The 22413-nt window shown below is 41.3% G+C and carries 16 protein-coding genes; 9 read left to right on the forward strand and 7 right to left on the reverse strand.

Annotation, left to right across the window (positions count from 1 at the left end; translation table 11 throughout):
* The first annotated feature begins 5 nt into the window (after nt 1–5).
* The 4 genes from EZJ28_RS09785 (at nt 6) to EZJ28_RS09795 (ending at nt 5548) form a co-directional block, all read left to right on the forward strand.
* Nucleotides 6–455, forward strand: a complete 450-nt coding sequence (locus EZJ28_RS09785; RefSeq protein WP_131397338.1) for a FixH family protein — start codon at nt 6–8, stop codon at nt 453–455.
* On the forward strand, nt 456–1181 hold the full coding sequence (locus EZJ28_RS09790; protein WP_131397339.1) for a sulfite exporter TauE/SafE family protein: 726 nt from the start codon (nt 456–458) through the stop codon (nt 1179–1181).
* Nucleotides 1182–1192: 11 nt separating this feature from the next.
* Nucleotides 1193–1354 carry a hypothetical protein gene (locus EZJ28_RS16015; RefSeq protein ID WP_165499059.1) on the forward strand — a complete coding sequence of 54 codons (162 nt, stop codon included), beginning with the start codon at nt 1193–1195 and terminating at the stop codon, nt 1352–1354.
* A 345-nt stretch (nt 1355–1699) separates the two neighbouring features.
* Nucleotides 1700–5548, forward strand: a complete 3849-nt coding sequence (locus tag EZJ28_RS09795; RefSeq protein ID WP_131397340.1) for a triple tyrosine motif-containing protein — start codon at nt 1700–1702, stop codon at nt 5546–5548.
* A gap of 76 nt (nt 5549–5624) precedes the next feature.
* Here the strand turns inward: EZJ28_RS09795 and EZJ28_RS09800 are convergent, their stop codons facing one another.
* The 4 genes from EZJ28_RS09800 to EZJ28_RS09815 form a co-directional block, all read right to left on the reverse strand.
* Nucleotides 5625–8024 (reverse strand): glycoside hydrolase family 31 protein, encoded by a 2400-nt coding sequence (locus EZJ28_RS09800; RefSeq protein ID WP_131397342.1) that lies wholly within the window; start codon nt 8022–8024, stop codon nt 5625–5627.
* A 64-nt stretch (nt 8025–8088) separates the two neighbouring features.
* Nucleotides 8089–9996 carry a 1,4-alpha-glucan branching protein GlgB gene (gene glgB / locus EZJ28_RS09805; RefSeq protein ID WP_131397344.1) on the reverse strand — a complete coding sequence of 636 codons (1908 nt, stop codon included), beginning with the start codon at nt 9994–9996 and terminating at the stop codon, nt 8089–8091.
* A gap of 1 nt (nt 9997) precedes the next feature.
* Nucleotides 9998–11644, reverse strand: a complete 1647-nt coding sequence (locus tag EZJ28_RS09810; RefSeq protein WP_131397346.1) for a trehalose synthase — start codon at nt 11642–11644, stop codon at nt 9998–10000.
* Nucleotides 11645–11648: 4 nt separating this feature from the next.
* Entirely contained in the window at nt 11649–13592 is a 1944-nt protein-coding gene (locus tag EZJ28_RS09815; protein ID WP_131397348.1) for an alpha-1,4-glucan--maltose-1-phosphate maltosyltransferase, read from the reverse strand.
* 246 nt (nt 13593–13838) lie between these two features.
* On the opposite strand from EZJ28_RS09815, the gene EZJ28_RS09820 reads away from it, so the two are divergent.
* Nucleotides 13839–14819 (forward strand): hypothetical protein, encoded by a 981-nt coding sequence (locus EZJ28_RS09820; RefSeq protein ID WP_131397350.1) that lies wholly within the window; start codon nt 13839–13841, stop codon nt 14817–14819.
* 34 nt (nt 14820–14853) lie between these two features.
* On the opposite strand, the gene EZJ28_RS09825 is transcribed toward EZJ28_RS09820, so the two are convergent.
* Nucleotides 14854–15498 carry a c-type cytochrome gene (locus tag EZJ28_RS09825; RefSeq protein WP_207388450.1) on the reverse strand — a complete coding sequence of 215 codons (645 nt, stop codon included), beginning with the start codon at nt 15496–15498 and terminating at the stop codon, nt 14854–14856.
* 150 nt (nt 15499–15648) lie between these two features.
* Here EZJ28_RS09825 and EZJ28_RS09830 point away from each other — a divergent pair, with 150 nt between their 5' ends.
* Nucleotides 15649–16113 carry an RNA methyltransferase gene (locus tag EZJ28_RS09830; RefSeq protein ID WP_131397538.1) on the forward strand — a complete coding sequence of 155 codons (465 nt, stop codon included), beginning with the start codon at nt 15649–15651 and terminating at the stop codon, nt 16111–16113.
* A gap of 1 nt (nt 16114) precedes the next feature.
* Here EZJ28_RS09830 and EZJ28_RS09835 read toward each other — a convergent pair whose 3' ends face one another.
* Nucleotides 16115–17566, reverse strand: a complete 1452-nt coding sequence (locus EZJ28_RS09835) for a TonB-dependent receptor (RefSeq protein WP_131397352.1) — start codon at nt 17564–17566, stop codon at nt 16115–16117.
* 306 nt (nt 17567–17872) lie between these two features.
* Between EZJ28_RS09835 and EZJ28_RS09840 the strand changes: the two genes are divergently transcribed.
* Nucleotides 17873–18247, forward strand: coding sequence for a VOC family protein (locus EZJ28_RS09840; RefSeq protein ID WP_242670098.1), 375 nt, complete (start codon nt 17873–17875; stop codon nt 18245–18247).
* Between the two features lie 3 nt (nt 18248–18250).
* Here the strand turns inward: EZJ28_RS09840 and EZJ28_RS09845 are convergent, their stop codons facing one another.
* Entirely contained in the window at nt 18251–19792 is a 1542-nt protein-coding gene (locus tag EZJ28_RS09845) for a SulP family inorganic anion transporter (protein WP_131397356.1), read from the reverse strand.
* A 258-nt stretch (nt 19793–20050) separates the two neighbouring features.
* On the opposite strand from EZJ28_RS09845, the gene era reads away from it, so the two are divergent.
* Both era and der read left to right on the forward strand, forming a co-directional pair.
* Complete coding sequence (era, locus tag EZJ28_RS09850; protein ID WP_131397358.1) at nt 20051–20938, forward strand: GTPase Era; 888 nt, start codon at nt 20051–20053, stop codon at nt 20936–20938.
* Nucleotides 20939–21013: 75 nt separating this feature from the next.
* Nucleotides 21014–22318: a ribosome biogenesis GTPase Der gene (der, locus tag EZJ28_RS09855; protein WP_131397360.1), complete on the forward strand. Its 1305-nt coding sequence runs from the start codon at nt 21014–21016 to the stop codon at nt 22316–22318.
* Nucleotides 22319–22413: the final 95 nt, after the last annotated feature.

Genomic DNA, 22413 nt, shown 5'->3' on the forward strand with positions numbered 1-22413 from the left:
AGATTATGAAATTCAATTGGGCAACAGGTTTGGTTATTGGCATGGTCGCATTTGTCTCTTTTATCATGTATTTCGTAGTTACGATGATAAGTAGTAACGAATATGATCATGATCTGGTGGTGGAAGATTATTATAAGGCAGAACTGCATTATCAGCAGGATATTGATGCCGAAAAGAATGCTCTTAACCTCGAAGAGAATATTAGTCTGGAGAGACATGAGGGTGAACTCGTGCTCATCTTTCCTGAAAGTATGAATTTAAAAGAAATGAAAGGACATATTTTGTTTTACCGCCCTTCCAATAAGACCCTTGATTTTGAGATCCCGCTTTCAGAAGTGAAGAGCAGAAATTTTGTAATCCCGAACGATAATCTCGTTGAAGGGAGATGGAATGTAAGCGTGAACTGGACCACCCAGTCCAAGGAATATTTATTTAAAAAGGAGATCATATTCTAAATGTTAGTATCTGCTTTGATATTCGGTTTATTAGGAAGCTTTCACTGCGTGGGCATGTGTGGCCCCATTGCTTTCCTGTTACCTGTAGACAGGCAGAATTCCCTGCGGAAATATCTGCAGATAGGACTCTATCATCTAGGCCGACTAACTTCTTACGCTATTATAGGACTGGTATTTGGTTTGGTTGGTAAGAGTTTATCATTGTTTGGCCTTCAGCAAAAATTATCAATCGTGGTTGGTGGCCTTATGCTGTTGTTTCTTATTGCTCCATCCCGTAAGATAGGGACTGGAAAGTTATCATCCCTTTGGATGAAATGGATAGGAAGCCTGAAGAATTCATTGGGGAGTGAATTGCGAAAAAAACGACCCGACACCTTTTTTACGGTGGGTTTTCTTAACGGTTTTCTTCCCTGCGGACTTGTATATATGGCAGTTTTTGGGGCTGTAGCCGGCGGCACCGCAGTCCAAGGAAGTATTTATATGATATTGTTTGGAATAGGAACTATTCCGTTAATGACCACTGCAATTTGGGTTGGCAATTTCATATCAGTTAAAGTCAGGAAAAATATTCGGCGTATGGTTCCCATATTTGTTGGGATTTTTGCTGTGATGTTCATAATAAGAGGCTTAGGCCTTGGAATTCCCTATCTGTCACCGAAGGAACAAGTGGAAAAGGTCTCTTCAGGTTATGAATGTCATCCGTCAAATAAAATTGTAAAGAACTAAAAACCAATACTATGCTTTTAAATTCATTAATTCCATTGGTTAACTGGAACCTGGGCACAGGTATAATTATGTTTTTCGGACTTGTATGTATAGCGCTTATGCTTATTGTGCACAATATGATAAGCAAGGGCAAAAAGGAAGAGTCTGTAAAAAAAGACGATGCAGAAAGGTAATATAACCTTGGTCTCATTGAGAATTATTAGCTAACTAAGTCTTGGAAATAAATTAATCCTTTCGTAAATTTAAGAGTTGTTATCCCGTAAAAAGGATAAGACAGGGGCTAGTCGGCTATGCGTTTGTATAACGATTAGCCTTTTTTAATTAGTGGTCCGCTTCTCAAGCAGAGACTTTGCTAAGCAATATTGGGTTTTTCTTCTTCAATCATCCTGGTCCTTTCTACCTATGAGGTATTGTTAATATCATCTTAATAAGTTGCTTCCAAAACTTTCATAAACAGGATCTTATAAGCTTGATAATTACTAATTTATTCCCAGGTTACATTATTTAAAATTTGAGATTTGGGGCATTTTAAATTTAGAATTCTGTATTCCCTTTTATTCGTTTTGGGAATTTCCGGGGGACTAACCGGGCAGAATAAAGTTCAGAAGGTAAAAGCTATCGATCCTTTTATTAGGGCCGGGGAAGTACATGTTCAGCAGGACACCGGTGATGAGCTTTGGATCACTACTCCAGTAAACCTGCTTAGGTACAATTCTGTTGAGGTTGTTGATTATAATAAATTCCGGGGGATACCCCGGGAGGTTGGAGATGAATATGTCGGGACCTATTCGGATTCTGGGAACCAGATCTGGCTTGCTGGAAGCCAGGGACTGGCTGTTTTAAGCCCCGGAAAAGATGAATTTCGTTTTATTAGTGATGTTACCGGAAGGGTCTATACCCTTAAAGAAGACTCCGGAAAACAGCTCTGGATCGCCGCCGAAAATGGGATCTTTAAACTTAAGATCGATTCCGATAAAGCTGATTACGGCATCTCCCGTTTCCTGTCTGAAAATACCATGGCTTCCCAGATAGTCCTCTCTGGCAATACGGTCGTATTTGCAGGTTCCAACGGTATTCTTACTATCGATCGCAGATCCGGTAAGTTCAATAAGATGGATATGGGATATTATCAAAATCTCCATATTACAAGCCTTTTGCCTTTAAATGATAGAATTATACTTGGAACCAAAGGAGAAGGCATCTACTGGACCGATCCTGACTTCAAAAAAATTCAAAAGCTTTATTCACTGCCTTATAATCTCGCTTCGAAAGAGATTACCGGGCTTGTGGAATTCAATGATGAGATTATCGCTTCTACAAAAGGGGCAGGGCTTCTTCGTTTTAATAAGGACCTTCAATTGCTTCCGTTGGAAGAGGAATATCCTGAATTTATCTATGCCAGTCATCTGAGCCATCAGAATTTGTTGTGGCTTGTGGCTAAAGAAGGTTTGTATGTTCAGAATTTTTCGGCTTATGGAGTCCAGAAACTTCAAAGAGATCCATCCAGATATTCCAGTTTAGGAGATGATTTCATTACCGCTGTGGAAACCGATAGGGATGGTAAGCTTTGGTTCGGCACCGGGAAAGGCCTTAGTATCTGGGATCCTTCCACCGATCGCTGGCAGCATATTGAAAATCTCAATTACAAACGCCACCTTAATACTCCCGATAATATAACCGATTTGACCGCATCAGGAGAGCTTATCTGGATAGCTACCGCAAATGATGGTGTTTATAAGGTTAATATCCATACTCTTTTAAGGGCACATTATTCGGTGGACGGATTGAATAAAACTAAAATTCAGGCTGCTAACACGATATACATTGATTCAAGGGAGAATGTCTGGATAGGAGGAGATGATGGCTATTTAACTATGATAAGTCCGGATAATGAGATCAGTGATTATCCTGTTAAAGAAGTGAAAGCGATGGCTGAACTAGGCCCCAGAAAATTAATTGTGGCGACAGGTACGAGAGTGCATTCGCTGAATCCTGATACGGGCCGCATCGAAGACTTAACGGCACTGAATGCAGGTGAGGAGCTGGTATATTATTCGGTAAACGATCTTAAGATCACTCACTCAGGCTTAGGTCTTTTTGCTACCAATGGAGCCGGACTTCTTATATATGATTTTAAAAAGGATAAACTCGAGGTAATTGGCCAGAAGGAAGGCCTCCCCTCCAATACTATAAACGGTATTGATTGGATATCTGAAGAAGATGCCTGGATTGTAACCGATGCCGGGCTTGTGCATTATAACCAGCTCGAAGATCAGCTAAAGGTTTACTCTGAGCTTAATGGGCTATCCACGAGCGAACTTACCACCGGGCCTGTTTACACAAATGAGGGACGGCTGGTGCTGGGGAGCGTTAGGGGAGTGAACATTTTTAAGCCTAAAAGCATGCTTGCTCAGCTTGACCTCACGCCCCGACTGGAATTAGGCAGCTTTAAAGAATCCGGGTCGGAAGGTGAGAGGAAAGAAGTACCACTGACGGGGAAAGAGCAGATAGGGATAAAAGAAGGAGTTGGTTTTCAGATAAATTTCCAGGGCTTTTCTCATCTTCAGCCAGATAATATTATTTATTCATGGAGAATGAAAGGGCTCGAGGACGACTGGAGCAAACCCGCACCGTTCAATAAGGTCAATTATGCAGCCTTACCACCGGGATCATATACGTTCCAGGTGCGAACCCGTCTCAACAATTCGGGATGGAGTGCTCCACAGGAACTTAAAATCAATGTGCAGGAAAGAGCGGGAACTATTAGCACAGTTTACGTCTTTATGGGAATAAGTGTACTTGCCATGGTGACCATTTTTATCTTCGTTTTTGTAAGGAGGTCCAGGAACGCTGATATGCTGGCACGTGAGGAACTTAGGAATCAGTTGCGAAAGGAATTCAAAAAACCAGTGGAGAGTGCAGTTCAATCCTTAAGTAAAATTTCCACATCGGCTGATGCTGAAAGGGTGGAAGACCTTCAGCGGTTTGCTGCCCGGTTTGATGACCTGTTTCATCAGATATTGAATTTTAACTATCGGGAGTCGGTTTACGAAATTTCCAGGATTAACCTTAAAATTCACCTGGCTCAGGTAGTAAAGGATATTGAACCTGTATACCAGGCTAAAGAACTGGAAGTGATCATTAATGATCAGTGGGGTGCGGCTGAATTTTACTATAACCTGGAAATGCTGGATAAAATATTCTTCAGTATTATTTCGGGTAGTGCAGGCTACTCCTATAAAGGAGGAAAGATCCTTGTAAATCTTATTGAAACAAGTGTGGGGGACCTTAAACTCCAGATCACCGATAACGGAAGAGGTATCCCGGCACCAGATATAAGGATCCTGGAAAAAAATAAATATTCAGATCCCAAATTGAAAATCAGGGATAGGAGCGGTTTAAGGTATATTCTGAAAGCAAAAGAGCTGATTTATAAAGCTGGTGGTAACTTTAGCTATGAAACCGAAAAGAATGAAGGTTCAACCTTTACGGCAATCTTAAAGAACCGGGCCGAAGACTATCGTAAGGTTCCTGAAAGGGCGGCGGCTATTTTCAGGAACGAAAAACTTAAGAAAAATCCCGGAACAAAGATTCCGCAGGAGCTTAAGAATCTGAGTGAAAGTAAGATTCTTATCATTGAAGGGGAGAGGGAGGCCAGGGAGTTCCTGGTGCGGAATATTGGGAAATATTGCCAGATATACCAGGCATCCACCGTTGAAGAAGGTATGGAAAAAGCGGGAATGATCTTCCCCGATATTATTATTTCGGCTACTGTATTACCTGATATGAATTTCTTTCAACTTTCAAAGATGCTGAAGAGAAATATTGGGCTTAACCATATAAGTCTTGTTCTGCTGGCTGATGCAGACCAGGAATTCCGGGGAGAGCAACTGGATGAAAGTGTAAAAGTGATTAAAAGGCCTTTAGACATGAACCTACTTTTGTCTGATATAACCAGGATTCTTGTATGGCAGCAGGAGTTGAGGAATTCATACATTAAATCACATATTGATAATTCAGAAACGCTTTTTAGAAGTGAAAGTGATGAAAGATTTATTTCAAATCTCAGTGATATTATAATTCAGAATATCGAAAATGAGAATTTCACTGTTCATGACCTCAGCGGAAAGATGGGAATAAGCAGTAACGCTCTCTTTATGAAGTTAAAAGCTCTGGTAAATCTTTCTCCCCAGGATTTTATGGAATTCATCAGGTTAAATCACGCCAGACATCTTTTAGAAAGCAATGAGTATAATGCCATGGAAGTGGCTTACGGATCAGGATTTTCCAGCCCCAAACTTTTTTATAGTTCCTTCAAGAAATTTTATGGGTATGACCTCACAGATTCTGTAGAGAAACCTCAATAAGATTTTTGCCCTGGAAAAGATTAGCCTGGTTGATGATTTCATCAACCAGGCTAATTATTTGTAGGATTTCGAACGCTTATCCTACAAGATGTATCTCGCTAAAATCCTTGTTCACAGTCATGGTATTTTCTTCCTGATTGAATTGAAGCTCATCAAGAGGAACTTCCTCATTATCGAAGAAGGCTTTCTTTATATCAAAAGGTAAACCATGAAACTTTAATTTGAAAGTGGAATAGGGAGCTGAGTACTTCCCGCTTTTATGCTGCTGGACAATTATCTCCTCAGCTTTCCCGGTGAACTTGAAGGTTCTTAGACTGAATATTCCCTGCCGATACTCATATCCATCGTGCGCATCTTCATAGAATTCAGAATTCTCTTTCCCTAACTTATAATAGATATCCAGGCTTATTTGTTCAAGTTTCTTCTCATCCACATATTGCTGAACAGGGTATCTGGGAATTATAGCGCCTTCTTTTATATAGATAGGAATAGTATCCAGCGGAGCGTCTACCCACATTTCACGTCCTCCGGAAACCGTCTTATCATTCCAGAAATTATACCATTTCCCCCTTGGGATATACATTCTTCTTCCCTGTACATTGGGTTCCTGTACAGGACATACCAGGATATGGGTGCCAAAGATAAACTCATCAGACCTGTAATGTGTTTGTACATCTTCCTGATCAAAGTATACCAGAGGTTTAAGAATGGGAAGACCTTCGCTTACATATTTATAAAAAGTGGTATATAGATACGGAAGCAACTGATATCTCAGCTCCACATATTTTCTGGTGATGTCAAGTACATCTTCTCCAAAGAACCAGGGTTCCTGTTCCCCATGGTCTCCGGAAGAATGCACACGACAGAAGGGATGGAAAACTCCAAGTTGCAGCCATCGGGCAAATAATTCTCCTGAAGGCTGTTCAGCAAAACCGCCAATATCAGAACCTGCAAAGCTCATCCCGCTCATACACAACCTTTGTATCTGTACATTAGCCAGCCATAGGTGTTCCCAGCTGGCGATATTGTCTCCCGTCCAGGTGGAAGTATAGCGTTGCCCTCCTGAATAATTTGCCCTCGTGATTATAAATGGCCTTTTTGGGAAATTGAATTTCTTCACTCCTTCATAGGTAGCCCGGGCCATCTGCATTCCATATACGTTGTGAGCTTTACGGTGACTACAGGGATGCCCGTCATAGTCATGCCGCACATCTAAAGGAAAGGTCTTGCCGGGTACTTCCATTACCGCCGGTTCGTTCATATCGTTCCAGACTCCTTTTACACCAATTTCACCTATTAGCTCTCGATATAGGCTACTCCACCATTCCCTTACTTCGGGATTTGTGAAATCAGGGAAGTAACACTCCCCGGGCCATACCTTGCCCTGCATATAAGGTCCGTCTGCCCTGCGGCAGAAATAGTCATTTTCAAGTCCTTCTTTAAAGACACTATAATTAAGATCTATTTTTATTCCGGGGTCTATGATAGCGACCGTTTTAAAACCATCGTCTTCAAGTTCCCTTACCATTCTCTTTGGGTCAGGGAAATATTCCTTGTTCCAGGTAAAACATCTGAAGCCCTCCATATAATCTATATCCAGATAGATGGCATCACAGGGAAAATTGAGTTCTCTGAATTTTGAGGCGATCTCCTTGACCTTGCTTTCAGGATAATAGCTCCATTTACACTGGTGAAAACCAAGTGCCCACATTGGTGGTAGTTCCGGTTTTCCGGTAAGGTCGGTATAGGTTGTTAATACATCGGTCATCTTGGGGCCATAGATGAAATAATAATTCATTTCTCCGCCATCAGACCAAAAGCTGGTAACATTGCGTCTTTCCTGACAGAAATCAAAATGAGTCTTAAAAGTATTATCAAAGAAAATTCCGTACGAAATGTTACCATGAAGCCCCATGTAAAAGGGCACAGCTTTATAGAGCTCTACCGTATCCTTTCCGTAGGCATACTGGTCTGTATTCCATAGGCTCAGGCGTTTTCCTTTTAGATTGAAATTCGTGGGTTTATCACCAAGACCGAAGAAATTTTCCTGATCCCGGGATACTTTGCTCATTTTTACAAAATTTCCACCAAATTCAAAGCTCTCTTCCCAGTGAAAACCGAGTTCGTCTTCCAGGATGGGCCTGCCATCCAATTGGTACATGCCTACACGCAGATCGTCCTTCGCAACCTTGCAATCAAATTTTTCAGTAGTGATCACCACATGGCTTTCAGTATCCTCAATCTTTAGTTGATTAAATCCGTGGGGATGATCCCGGTCTACTGCGTATGAAAAATCATCTGCAAATATTCCGTTAGTAGAATAACGAAACCTAAGCATATTATCCCGGAGTACGGTAATTTGAAGTCGTACTCCATTCTTAGAGATGAAATTTATGGTATCCTGGTCATGCTCATATGAGATTAAGCCAGAGGGGAAAAGATTCCCTTTATATTCGAGTTCGGTGTTGGTAATCATGTTCTTACAGTCTTATTAGGTAATTACAAATGAAGCTCTTTCAGCTGAAAATTTAATGTAATGTTCATAAAATTTGAAAAACAACGCAGCCTAACGGGGGGATGGTTATTTTGGCTGAATGTTCTCTTCCGTGAAATGATTCCGGGCTGATCTTTATGAGCTTATTCTTAACTCCTGAACCGCCATATTTCTTATCGTCTGAATTGAAGATCTCTTTCAGCTTTCCTGAAGCCGGAAGTCCTATGCTATACTCACTAAGTACAGTGGGAGTAAAATTACAGACTATAATAAGCGAAGCTTTCGGATCTTTCCCTTTACGAATATAACTTAGAACAGAATTCTGTTTGTCGTCATATGCGATCCATTCAAAACCTTCTGCCGTGAACTGTTTTTCATATAAGGCCGGTTGGTTTCTATACAGTTTGTTAAGATCGGTAAGCAGTGCCTTTATCCCTTTATGATATTCATGGTCCAGAAGCTTCCAGTCTAATCCGGAGTTATAGTCCCATTCCTCATACTGGCCTATCTCTGCTCCCATGAATAGGAGTTTTGCACCGGGATGAGTGAACATATAGGAATAAAGTGTTCTAAGATTGGCGAATCTTTGCCATTCATCTCCAGGCATCCTTCCTAAAATCGACTTCTTTCCATATACCACTTCGTCATGACTAAGAGGGAGCGTGAAATTTTCAGTAAAGGCATAAGTCATACTGAAAGTGATATCATTCTGATGATATTGCCTGTAAACCGGGTCTTTCTTAAAGTATTCAAGTGTATCATGCATCCAGCCCATCATCCATTTCATGCCAAAACCTAAACCGCCAAGGTCTGTTGGTCGGGACACCATCGGGAAAGATGTTGATTCTTCCGCGATGGTCTGTACTCCTTCAAAACTTCCGTATACTTCTTTATTTAATTCTCGTAAAAGACTAATTGCATCGAGGTTTTCCCTGCCACCCTGCTCATTAGGCTCCCATTCTCCATCTTCTCTGGAGTAATCCAGGTAGAGCATAGAGGCTACGGCATCAACCCTTAAACCGTCTACGTGATATTTATCCAGCCAGAAGACCGCATTACTAATTAAAAAAGATCTCACTTCATTTCTTCCGTAGTTAAAGATCAGGCTTTTCCAGTCGGGATGATATCCTTTTCTTGGATCGGGGTGCTCATAAAGGTGCGACCCGTCAAATCTTCCCAGACCATGCTTATCTTCAGGGAAATGGGAGGGAACCCAGTCGAGTATCACACCAATTCCAGCTTTATGGAATGCATCTATAAGTTGCATGAATTCCTGTGGAGTGCCAAAGCGTGAAGTAGGAGCGAAATACCCGGTTAACTGATAACCCCAGGAAGGATCATAAGGATATTCCATAATAGGCATAAACTCTACATGGGTAAAGCCGGTTTCCTTAACATAGCTCACAAGTTCATCGGCCATCTCGGTATAGGTGAGAAAACGGTCTTCTTTCATATTCCTGCGCCAGGAGCCAAGGTGCACTTCATAAATGGAAAAAGGTTTATCCAGTGAATTTTTTTCCTTTCTGGATGTCATGTGCTTTTTATCTTTCCACTTATAGCCCAGTTCCCATACCACAGAAGCTGTGTTGGGAGGATGCTCGCAGCTCAGGGCATAAGGATCGGCCTTTTCCAGCATCATATCGTTATGGTGCGAGTGAATTTTATATTTGTATTTCACGCCCTTTTTAACACCGGGAATAAATCCTTCCCAAATGCCGCTCTCGTCCCATCGCACATTAAGCGGATGTTCTCCTTCCAGCCAGTGATTGAAATCTCCAATCACGGATACCGATTTGGCGGAGGGTGCCCATACTGCAAAGTAGACTCCTTCCTCCCCGTTTACTTCCAGGAGATGGGCTCCAAATTTTTCATAAAGCCTGAAATGCTTTCCTGCTCTGAAAAGTGAAATATCGAAATCTGAAAATAAAGAGTAAGCCTGTACTTCTTTTTTCATATTAGATTTTTTTATGTTTTAAAATGCTGGCAATCCCCCGAAGCGGAATGATTGTCCAGCGCGGCCTCGAATTGAGTTCATAGCCCAGTTCATAAACCGCTTTTTCCAACAGGCAATAATCGAGTAAAAATTCGATTTCCTGCTTATATCCTATGTTAAGATTCTCTGACTGAACTTTATGAACATAGGTTTCCATAAAGACACCAATCATATATTTATAAAGAATCTCTCCTGCCTGGAAGAGCTCTTCCTGTGTGCTTGAGAAGCTGTCATCACTATTAAAGATGGTGGAATAGATAGCATAGTGAAAAGACCGGAACATCCCGGCAACATCCTTAAGCGGAGGTTGTTTTACTTTCCTGTCCTGAATCGTGCTTTCCGGTTCGCCTTCAAAATCCAGCAGATAAAAATCATCATCGTGAACCAGTACCTGCCCTAGGTGGTAATCTCCATGTATCCTTATCCTCTCACTTTTCATCCTGGTCCAGTTAAAGTTCAGAAAATGTTCCCTGATCTCTTTTTTTCTATCCAGAAATTCCTTAGCCAGCTCCAGTGCCTCTCCCTCGAGTTTATGCATATTATTTTCTATTGTATTCAACCGGTTCTGAAACATGTGAATAAGCCGGTTCTTTAACCAGACTGCATAATCCCCGTTGTATTTTGCGGGCGTAAAAGCTGTATCCTGTATATCACTACCAAGGGCGACATGCATTTCAGCAGTTCTTAATGCAAGTTTTGAGACCTTCAAAAAAAGATTTAGCCCTGCGAAATCTATTATTTCCGGAGGGATTGTATTTATTGATTGACGCTGGTATAATTCGATGTCGGGAAATCTGCTAACTTTAATGCGTTTCTTCTCTAGGTTCGCAAAGACGAGTTTAAGTTCCTGCAGCATATATTTCCAGGCATCACCTTCATTTTCGATAAGATCCTGCATGAGGCCAAGAGTAATTGTGTCGCCTCCATCAATTGCGAGGTTGATGCTACCTATATAGGCCGGAATATTCTGAAAATTGCTTTTTTCGGTTAGAAACCTGATGATCTCGTAATCTGGATTCTTACTGGTGTAGATACGCCGGAAGAACTTCAGCACATACTTGTCGTTATAGATAATAGAGGTGTTGCTCTGTTCCCCTCCCATAAAACGCGAAGATTTATAGGCGGTTGATTCAGCGGTATCCGAACGATGAAAAAGAATATTTTTATCTGCTCTGTCCCCTGAAGCCGTCATGATCTTATCAAAGATCAGGTGCCTGAAATCCTCCAGATTAACGGCATCGATAAGGTAACCTTCCTTTCCCTTAAAATTAACGGGTGCGATAATGATATCTTTTTCCAGTTCTTTCTTTTTATCAGTGATAAAACTCAGAGGTATAAAATAGTCCTGGAAAAAAGCCTCACTAAAATTTATCTCTATCATTACTCCATAAAAAGTGTCCTTTTCGTAGGAAATTTTAAATTGATCTACAACTTCTATATATTTTAATGTACTGGATTTCCCTCCATACCATCGCTTTTTCAGAATATAGTCTTCCAGGATCTCTGTACTGAAGGTCTTTACGAATTCTGAATCTTCAAATGCTTCTTTCCAACTGCATTTGAACTGAAAATCGGAAGTATTTACATTAGATAGTACCTTTTTGGACATACTTTTAAATTTTATGAATTCTAAAAAGGTGGAATGGCATGGCAGGATGCAATTCAACATAACACCATTCCTGATCCCAGTTATAAGAATTGCCCGTTATGAGGTCTTCTACTCTAATACTTTGTCCGGCTTGTAAACCCAATTCATGCCGGGGAACTTTTACCGTCCCGCTTTTCTGATAATATGGATCAAGACTCACCACCATGAGGCTGTGGTTCTCTCTATCCTGATCATATTTATGGTAAGCCATTAGGCCGTCATCGTGGATCTCACAAAAATTGATATTATTGGTCTGTTGTAAGGAAGGATTGGTTTGTCTTGCCTCGTTGATCTTAGTGATCACTCTCATTAATTTGTTTTCGGCATTCCAGTCCCAGTGTCTTACCTGGTATTTTTCTGAATCCAGATATTCTTCCTTCCCCGGAACTGCATCGGATATCATAAATTCGAACACAGGTCCGTAAATTCCAGTATTTGAACTTAAAGTAGCAGCCAGGAAATACCTGATCATGAACATCGCTTCATTGGCCCCCTGGAGGTGATAAGGGTTGATATCGGGAGTATTTGGCCAGAAATTCGGGCGGAAATATTCTTTCAGATCTGTTTTGGTCAGTTCATTGACATACTCCATTAACTCATGTTTGCTGGTGCGCCAGGTAAAGTAGGTATACGATTGCGTAAAGCCCTGTTTTGCCAGCTGCTCCATCACCTTGGGTCGTGTGAAGGATTCTGAAAGGAACAGTGTGTCGGGATGTTTCTTCCTGACTTCTGAAATAAGCCAGCCCCAGAAATAAAAGGGCTTGGTATGCGGATTATCAACTCTGAATATGTTGATCCCGGCTTCTTCAATCCAGTATAGTACTATATCGCGGAATTCCTGCCACATTTTCTTCCATTCTTCCGATTCAAAATAGATAGGAAGAATATCCTGGTATTTTTTTGGTGGATTCTCAGCATACTGGATCGTTCCGTCGGGTCTCCATTTAAACCAGTTTGGATGATCTTTTACATAAGGATGATCGGGAGCAGCCTGAAGGGCGAAATCCATCGCCACTTCAATTCCCAGGTGCTTTGCTTTTTCTACGAGCGATTTAAAATCACTAAGATCCCCCAGTTGAGGATGAATATCTTTATGCCCGCCTTTTTCAGAGCCAATTCCCCAGGGAGACCCTACATCTTCTTGAGCCGCATTCGTCGCATTGTTCTTCCCTTTTCTGTTTACTTCTCCAATAGGATGTATGGGTGGAAAATAGAGTGTGTCGAATCCCATTTCGGCAATTCGTGGTAAGATATTTTCACAGTCTTTAAAAGTTCCATGCTTAGCTTCTTCCCATGATGCAGAGCGGGGGAAGAATTCATACCAGGTGCTAAACCGTGCTTTTTTACGGTCTACATATACAGGCATTTTTTGTGATTCGTAAGGCACCGCCTTATGAGGATATTGTAAAAGGATTCTTTCGAGCCCTTCATCCAGGCAGATATTTAAAGCTTCTTCATACTGGTCCTTATTAGTGAAATCGGCAATGGCTCTTTTTAATAGCACGGCCTCTGTTTTTGTGCATTTTTTAAGGATAGGTTTAAGAATTTCTGCGCCTTCCAGTAATTCGGATGTCACTTCCTGACCATCTTCGATCTTTTTTATGATTCCATGCCGCCAGTTCAGGCCATGGTCTTCCCATCCCTGGATATAATACTGATAATCTCCCTGTTTTTCAACCCTGAAAAATCCTTCCCATCTGTCATTTGCAGTGGGTTTCATTCGGGATTCGTTCCAGCTGCGTTGTTTAGAATGTTTATAAAATAAGGATGCCTGAATAATATCATGACCATCTCCGACAATATCGGCCTCCACATGTACTATTTCATCCACCACTCTTTTAATTGCATACTCTCCACAATTTATTAAAGGGCTTATGTTTTCAATGACAATTCTGCTGTTTTCCAGCATAGCAATGGTTGGTTTTTATTCTTAAAAATGAGCTGAATCTTAAATTTAATAAACTGATACTGAAAATTGTACCTATTTAGACTCTTGTTTATTTTTTTGACAATTAATTAAGATTTAGAGGGTGGGAATGTTATCGGATTTAAGCTGATTTTGGTAATTCAAGTAAAATTTATGAAATTTAGAAATCCCCTACTCATTTCCCGATACCAGTTTTTTTAATTAAGTAACCAACTAAATATCAATTATATGTTTGTTCGAAATCTTAAAATTGCCAGACTGTCCTTTCTTCTGCTCATAGGAATTGGGCTTATTGTGGGATGTAAAAATGAAAAGGAAAAAAATGAAGATGATAACATGGAGGCTACGGCCGAGGAAGAGATAACATCTTTAGAAAACAAGAATGTTTTTACGATCACTACAAGATCCATGGAGTTTACAATTCCTTCCGATACTTTGCCGTCGGGTTGGAATACCATCAGGTATAAGAATAATTCTAATGAAGTTCATTTAATATTATTTGATAAATATCCTGAAGGTAAAGGTATAGAAGATGCTCATAAAGAAGTAGTACCTTCATTTCAGGAAGGAATGGATCTAATCAATGAAGGAAAAATGGAAGAAGCCCAGGCGGCATTCGGTAAGTTGCCTGAATGGTTCCAGGAAGTAGAATTTACCGGAGGTGTGGGCCTTCTGTCGCCTGGCACTGAGGCTCAGTCTACCATTAAACTGGAGCCTGGTACTTATATAATTGAATGTTATGTAAAAATGACCGATGGTACTTTCCATACATTACAGATGTCTGAACAGGTTCAGGTAACCGATACGGATAGTGGTATTGAGCCACCTAAGGCAGATTATGTTATTGATATTGATGGGGCTAATGGAATTCAATTCGATGAAAATGTAACTTCCGGGAAGAAGACCTTTCAGGTGAATTATGGAGAGCAGAAAGTTCATGAACACTATTTACAACATGATGTGAATATCGTGTGGGTTGATGAAGGAACTGATATGGCTAAACTGGAAAAGTGGGTTAATTGGAGTGAGCCTACAGGTTTACAAACTCCGGCTCCCGAAGGTTTCAGGTTCCTTGGTGGAGTGCAGGAAATGAAATCCGGTGATAAAGGATTCTTTACCGTGGATCTCAAACCGGGTAACTATGCCCTTATCTCAGAAGTTCCAAATTCTCAGGAAAAGGGGATGCTAAAAACTTTTACAGTGAAATAGAAAATAAAAACCCGGCCAATTGGCCGGGTTTTTTTTATGCTGCTTTCAAACTGTCAAGTTTTGTAGGAGGTATAGGTGCCGGCACGGCATTATTCACCGGTTCGGTACTTTGTAAATATTTGAACATGGACTCCAGGTCTTCATCGGTAAGATTCGCAAAATTCTGCCACGGCATTGGCGGCAGCATCATTCTTCCATTCTTCTGTCCTTTGAGTTTGCCTTCCCGCATGGCAGTCATAAACTGATCTGCAGTCCAATTGCCCAGTCCTGTATCGTCTGAGGTAAGGTTTGCTGAAAAGCTGACTCCCCATGGACCAACAAACGCAGTAAGCTGGCCATTCATCAACATCCAGCCTTTTTCAAGAGCTTCGGTGCTCACTGGAGGAAGACTGTCTCCCTCGCTAAAACCAGATAATGCCAGTTCCGGAATTTCCTCTGGCCCTCTTTCTCCCATTCTTTTAGGAGAGTGGCAGTCATGGCACCCAATAGTCTTTACCAGGTATTCACCTCTTTTGATGCTGTCGTTCAGGGTCATTTTTTTCTCTTCCGGTTTTTCCTCATACTTTTCTTTATCATTACACGAAAGTAAAAGTGGAAGGAAAGCCATTAGCATAAAATAAACAGATCGCTTAAGGGATTTTTCAGGCCATAGCCTGAAATTCAAAAAAGAATTTTTCATAATTAATTGGTTGATTAGTGATTTAAAAATATCATAAGTTTTTGATTTTTAGTGTTCTAATCGGTGAAATTCAAGAAAATTATGATAAGAAGAAACTTCAGGATTTCTGTTTATCTGGGCAGACTGTCTCAGGATTCTTATTTTTGCCACATGAAAGTAGATAATCTGGAACAGGGTTTTTTTGGCATTGGCATTCAGAACGGGAAGACTCCGGAAAACCTCGGGGTGTTGTGGCGATCAGCCCAGAATATGGGAGCGAGTTTCATTTTCACCATAGGTAACCGCTATGCGAAGCAGGCCTGTGATACGCATAAAGCCGTGGGAGCAATGCCTTATTTTCATTACGAGACCTTTGAAGATTTTTACGATCACCTGCCTAAAGGAGCCATGCTGGTAGGGGTAGAGCTCACCGAAAATGCAGAGCCGCTGGAAAGTTTTAAACATCCCAGAAGATGTGTTTATTTGCTGGGTGCTGAAGATCATGGGCTTTCTAATGTAGCCATTGAAAAGTCTCATTACCTGGTTAAATTCAAATCTACTCTAAGCCTGAATGTTTCGGTCGCGGGAAGTATAGTGATGTACGATCGTGCAGCAAAGAACGAATTTTCTACCTAGATCATGAAGTTTCAGATGATTCTTTAGCAGGCTTCCTCTGGAAGAGCTTTTTTTCTCTGATCATTTTAGCAGTAAGCCCAGGAACCATTTTTTCCCAATCGGGGTCACCTTCTTTAATCATTTCATAGACTTTTCTTGGATGGATCTTAAGGGCTTCTTTGTCATAATCCTCTATGTCTATTACCTTATCATTATCAATAAAAAATTTATAAAGCTCTTTTAAACGGGGGTGAACTTTCAGGTTCTTACTGTTAATGATCTCTCCGGTTTTCTCATCCAGGATAGGATATAAATATACTTTCAGGTTTTTAAAGAAAAGTTTGCCAAAGGCTTCCAGTATACCACCACTAAGCCCCCTGTAATATTTTTCATTGAATATATCCTGAAGGTTATCTACTCCTAGTACTAGTCCCAGTTGTTCCTTGGTATGCTGCGCAAAATATTCCACTACCTTATAGTATTCCTGGAAATTGGAGATCATTACCGTATGCCCCGAGGCACATAGAAGATCGGCACGGTCCAGGAAATCCTTTTCATCTATTTCGCCTTCGGATTTGAGGTTATTCAGGGTCATTTCAAAAATTATAACCGTGTTCTTCTTGTTAACCCGTTTTTCATCAAGAAATAGCTTTCGGGAAGTCCTGTACATGTCAAGGTTGAGGTTGGTAACGGGCCTGAAACTTCCTCTAAGGGTAAGAATGTTCTTCTTATAGAGAGCATTGGCCGGCAGAATATTATTGCCATCCTGAGCGAACATCACAGCTTCGGTAATGCCTTCTCTCACCAGGTGAAGGCTCATCAACCTGTTATCCACCTCTTCAAAAACGGGTCCACTAAAGTTTATGGAATCTATCTCGATCTTGTCGCTGTCAAGATGATCGTATAAATGTCGCATTACCTGCATGGGGTCATCACTCTGATAAAATGCAGCATAGATGAGGTTCACTCCCATGAGACCCAGGCTTATCTGTTGATGGGCCGCGCTATTCTCATGTAATTGTACATGGAGAATGATCTCACTGTATTCCTGTTTTGGCTTTTTTTGAAAACGGATCCCCAGCCAGCCATGACCTTTGTATTTCTTTGCCCAATCAATGGTTGCAACCGTATTGGCATAGCTGAAGAATAGTTTCTCCGGATGTTTTACTCGTGAAATTCGCTGTTCAATAAGGCCGGTTTCATACTTAAGCATGCTTTTTAACCTGTGTTCGGTTACATACCTGTTCTGAGGATCCAGTCCGTAGATAGCATCACTAAAATCCTTGTCATAGGCACTAAGAGTCTTCGCTATAGTACCTTTCGGATTCCGGGCCCTGAAGAAATGTCTCACCGTTTCCTGCCCGGCCCCAATCTCGGCGAAAGTGCCATATATATTCTCATTGAGATTCAATCGGGTGCATTTATTCTCAATAGATAGTATATTTTCAAATTGGTCCTCGGCAAGTGCAGACATACGTCATCCATTTGGTTTGCTTCTGAAAGTTAGGAATATTAAATGTCTCTGGGGTGTATTTTAAGTAATGTTTAAAAGTTGAAATCTGATTTTTAGGAAGCTTTTAAACTGAAACAAAATCTTAAAAAAGAGGATGGAAGAATATTTCAGGAAAATTCAGGCTATATTTAAGGCATACTGGTTAGCCTGCATCAGTTTTCTTGCGAAAATTTCTGTTTCTACTTTAAGTTTTATAATATGAAAAGCCTTTGTTCAATAATTACAGTTTTAGTTATGACATTATCTTCAGCGCAAAACCCTTTCAATTTGAAAAAAGACCATGACGCTTTATTGGTTAAGGATGTGGATGTTTCAGCGAAATTCTATCATGGGATCCTTGGGCTTAAGGAAATTCCTAATGGAGGGCTGGGCGATCATATTCGATGGTTTGAGCTTGGCGATAAGATCCAGTTTCATCTCATTGAGAGTGAAGAGAAGACTGAAAAAAATAAAGGTTTTCATTTGGCTTTAAGCACAGATGATCTTGAAGCTCTTATGGAATTCCTTAAGGATAAGAATATCCCATTCGAAAACTGGCCTGGTGAAAAAGATACGACCAATACCAGGCCCGATGGAATTAAACAGATCTACCTTCAGGATCCCGACGGATACTGGATAGAGGTGAACAATAACAGGCTTTAACTACTAAATCCTGTCTGTAGCTACTTTATAGGTTGGGTCTTCAAGAATATTAACCTCTATGATCTCATCGGCATTATCCAGAAGCCGGCGACAATCTGAACTCAGGTGCCTTAAATGGAGCGTTTTTCCCTGTTTCAGGTAGCGCTCGGTCAATTTATTCAGGGCTTCTATGCCCGACATGTCTACCACCCGGCTTTCTGAAAAATCGATGATCACTTCTTCCGGGTCGTTAAGAATATCAAATTTGCTGTTGAATGTGCTTACCGATCCAAAGAAAAGAGGCCCATAGATCTCATAATGCTTAACGCCGTTTTCATCAATCCTTTTTCTTGCCCGTATCCTTTTTGCATTATCCCACGCGAATACCAGGGCCGAGATGATCACGCCCACCAGTACAGCCAGGGCGAGATTGTGCAGTACTACGGTAACTCCTGTAACCAAAACCATAACGATCACATCAGATTTGGGCATTTTATTAAAGGTCTTCAGGCTGGCCCATTCAAAGGTTCCAACGGCAACCATTACCATTACACCGGTTAATGCTGCCATTGGCAGCTTTTCTATAAGGTCTGCGCCAAACATGATGAAGACCAAAAGCATTATCGCAGCGGTTATTCCAGACAATCGTGCCCGGGCACCAGAGGATATATTGATAAGACTTTGCCCTAGCATGGCGCAGCCTCCCATTCCTGAGAAAAATCCGGAAAAGATATTTGCGGTTCCCTGAGCCACGCATTCTTTGTTTCCGCTTCCCCTGGTTTCGGTGATCTCGTCCACGATGTTCAGGGTAAGCAGGCTTTCAATAAGACCAACACCGGCCATTATGAGAGCGTAAGGAAAGATAAGAGAAAGTGTTTCATAGCTTAAAGGCACCATCGGGATATGGAATGGAGGAAATCCCCCGCTTATTGAGGCCATATCTCCCACACTTTTGGTGTCTATTCCAAAGGCTATCACAATTCCGAATATCGCCAGAATAGCGGCCAGGGACGAAGGAAAAACTTTGGTAAGTTTAGGAAGTCCCCAAATGATGAGCATGGTGATAAGCACCAGACCAAGGAAAATATAGAGTGGTTGTCCCGTCATCCAGACTGTCTCTCCTGCGGCATTCAGAGTTTTAAACTGTGCAAGCTGGGACATGAAAATGATAATTGCCAGCCCGTTCACGAATCCGAAGATCACTGAATGAGGAACGAGCCTTATAAGTTTCCCAAGTTTGAATACACCGGCAAGCACCTGTAGAATTCCAGCCAGGACCACGGTGGCAAAGATATATTCAGGGCCGTGAGAAACCGAAAGTCCAACTATTACAACTGCAACCGCACCAGTGGCTCCGGAGATCATTCCGGGACGTCCGCCCAGGATCGCAGTGATAAGCCCCATTACAAAAGCGGCATAAAGACCGGTAAGAGGCGAAAGCTTGGCGATCATTGCAAACGCGACTGCTTCCGGGATCAAAGCCAGAGCAACAGTAAGACCTGCCAGGATCTCGGTTTTATAATTGACCTTTTGTGAGAAATCGAATAGGTTCAGAACTTTTTTCATGACAATATTTTTCGCTTTTCAGCTCACTTTAAGAGCGGGCAAAAATAGTTATTAAAAATAGAAGCACAACTTCTAAAGCGGTTAGATTGAAATTTTTATGGAATTTTGATTTTCAGTCCTTTAAGTTTGAATATTCTAAGTTCTTGTGATAAACAAATTCGAATCTTTTAGGTCTTGTTTCGAAATTTGCTCCGGGTTTTACGAAATGCTCACTTTTAAGTTCCTATTTTTGTACTCTTAATACAATGAAGAAGAGCTATGGCACATAAGGCTGGTTTTGTGAATATTATTGGAAATCCCAATGTTGGGAAATCTACCCTCATGAATGCGTTCGTGGGTGAGAGGTTGTCTATCATAACTTCTAAGGCGCAAACAACACGTCACAGAATACTGGGGATAGTGAATGGAGAGGATTTTCAGGTGATACTTAGTGACACTCCCGGAATCATAAAGCCTGCATATGAGCTTCAGGAATCCATGATGGATTTTGTGAAATCGGCTTTTGAAGATGCCGATGTGCTTGTGTATATAGTGGAAATTGGCGAAAAGGCCTTAAAAGATGAAGCCTTCTTGAATAAGATCCGAAATTCGGAAGTTCCCGTTCTTTTGTTGCTGAACAAGATCGATAAATCCAATCAGGAACAACTGGAAGAGCAGGTGGCATACTGGCAGGAACAGGTGTCAAATGCCGAGATACATCCAATTTCAGCTCTTGAAGGTTTTAATGTTTCTGAAGTCTTTAACCGCATTGTGGAACTGCTTCCGGAATCTCCGGCTTTCTATCCAAAGGATACGCTTACCGATAAACCCGAGCGATTCTTCGTTAATGAGATTATTCGTGAAAAGATCCTGATGCACTATAAAAAAGAGATTCCTTATAGCGTGGAGATCGAAACTGACGAGTTCTTTGAAGAGGAAAATATCATCAGGATGCGCAGCGTGATCATGGTGGAGCGTGAAACACAAAAGGGTATCATCATTGGTCACAAGGGTTCAGCTCTCAAAAGAGTAGGAGTGGAAGCCAGGAAGGATCTCGAGAAATTCTTCGGAAAACAGGTGCATCTGGAATTGTATGTTAAAGTGAACAAAAACTGGCGAAGTGATTCCAAACAACTTCGTCGATTCGGATACACCGATAAAAAATAATCTTTTCAGCTTAATACATAGGGCGCTTAATTGGTTTAAAACCATTACTTTTGCACCCTGAAATCAATTTTAGTTATGGGCAATATCGTCGCCATTGTGGGTAGACCTAATGTGGGTAAATCAACTTTTTTTAATCGCCTTATTCAGCGCCGCGAAGCGATAGTGGATTCGGTAAGTGGGGTAACCCGCGACAGGCATTATGGAAAATCTGATTGGAATGGCCATAAGTTTTCCCTAATAGATACCGGTGGATACGTAAAGGGTAGTGATGATATCTTTGAAGCTGAAATCGATAAGCAGGTGGAGCTGGCCATTGATGAAGCCGATGCTATCATCTTTATGGTAGATGTTGAATCGGGTGTAACACCGATGGATGAGGAAGTAGCCACTCTGCTGCGAAAGGTGAAAAAGCCGGTATTGCTTGCTGTTAACAAAGTAGACAATAACAAGAGGCTGGAAAATGCCGTTGAATTCTACTCATTGGGACTCGGTGAATATTTCCCGATAGCAAGCACCAATGGAAGTGGAACAGGTGATCTGCTGGACGCTCTTGTAGAAGCCCTGCCTGAAGTAGAAGCCGAAGAAGAGACCGAACTGCCGCGATTTGCAGTGGTTGGAAGACCAAATGCCGGAAAATCTTCGTTTATAAATGCGCTGATTGGTGAAGATCGTTATATAGTTACAGATATCGCAGGTACCACCAGGGACTCGATGGATACCCGTTATAATCGCTTCGGGTTTGAGTTTAACCTTGTAGATACTGCGGGGATAAGAAGAAAATCAAAGGTCAAGGAAAATCTTGAATTTTATTCGGTGATGCGTTCGGTAAGAGCGATCGAGAATTGTGATGTGTGTTTGCTGGTTCTGGATGCCACCCGTGGATTTGACGGGCAGGTGCAGAATATCTTCTGGCTAGCCCACCGTAATCATAAAGGTATCGTGATCCTTGTGAATAAATGGGATCTGGTAGATAAAGAGACCAATACTCTGAAGGATTATGAGGCGATGATACGCAGGGAGATAGAACCCTTTACAGATGTTCCTATCGTGTTTATTTCGGTTTTGACCAAGCAACGGGTGTTTAAGGCTATTGAAACCGCGGTTAAAGTATTTGAGAACCGTAGCCGTAAGATCAAGACCCGTGAACTGAATGATGTCATGCTTCCTATTATAGAAAAGAATCCACCTCCGGCTTATAAAGGGAAATATGTGAAGATCAAATTCTGTACGCAGCTGCCTACTCCGCATCCGCAGTTTGCATTCTTCTGTAATCTTCCGCAATATGTAAGGGATCCGTATAAACGATTCATAGAGAACAAACTAAGGAAGGAGTTTGATTTCCAGGGGGTGCCGGTAACCATATATTTCAGAAAGAAATAGGTTCTAATTAAACTATTAACAATTGTATAAGTCTAAAGCTCAAACAATCTGAGCCAGGAATTCTATGGATTTTCTGAAAATCAATTTTATAAGCT

The organism is Gramella sp. KN1008, from assembly GCF_004332155.1.
Lineage (GTDB): Bacteria > Bacteroidota > Bacteroidia > Flavobacteriales > Flavobacteriaceae > Christiangramia.

Coding starts and splice junctions, on each gene's coding strand:
- EZJ28_RS09785 (WP_131397338.1), top strand. CDS start 6: ATGAAATTCAATTGGGCAACAGGTTTGGTTATTGGCATGGTCGCATTT.
- EZJ28_RS09790 (WP_131397339.1), top strand. CDS start 456: ATGTTAGTATCTGCTTTGATATTCGGTTTATTAGGAAGCTTTCACTGC.
- EZJ28_RS16015 (WP_165499059.1), top strand. CDS start 1,193: ATGCTTTTAAATTCATTAATTCCATTGGTTAACTGGAACCTGGGCACA.
- EZJ28_RS09800 (WP_131397342.1), bottom strand. CDS start 8,024: ATGATTACCAACACCGAACTCGAATATAAAGGGAATCTTTTCCCCTCT.
- glgB (WP_131397344.1), bottom strand. CDS start 9,996: ATGAAAAAAGAAGTACAGGCTTACTCTTTATTTTCAGATTTCGATATT.
- EZJ28_RS09810 (WP_131397346.1), bottom strand. CDS start 11,644: ATGTCCAAAAAGGTACTATCTAATGTAAATACTTCCGATTTTCAGTTC.
- EZJ28_RS09815 (WP_131397348.1), bottom strand. CDS start 13,592: ATGCTGGAAAACAGCAGAATTGTCATTGAAAACATAAGCCCTTTAATA.
- EZJ28_RS09820 (WP_131397350.1), top strand. CDS start 13,839: ATGTTTGTTCGAAATCTTAAAATTGCCAGACTGTCCTTTCTTCTGCTC.
- EZJ28_RS09825 (WP_207388450.1), bottom strand. CDS start 15,498: ATGAAAAATTCTTTTTTGAATTTCAGGCTATGGCCTGAAAAATCCCTT.
- EZJ28_RS09830 (WP_131397538.1), top strand. CDS start 15,649: ATGAAAGTAGATAATCTGGAACAGGGTTTTTTTGGCATTGGCATTCAG.
- EZJ28_RS09835 (WP_131397352.1), bottom strand. CDS start 17,566: ATGTCTGCACTTGCCGAGGACCAATTTGAAAATATACTATCTATTGAG.
- EZJ28_RS09845 (WP_131397356.1), bottom strand. CDS start 19,792: ATGAAAAAAGTTCTGAACCTATTCGATTTCTCACAAAAGGTCAATTAT.
- era (WP_131397358.1), top strand. CDS start 20,051: ATGGCACATAAGGCTGGTTTTGTGAATATTATTGGAAATCCCAATGTT.
- der (WP_131397360.1), top strand. CDS start 21,014: ATGGGCAATATCGTCGCCATTGTGGGTAGACCTAATGTGGGTAAATCA.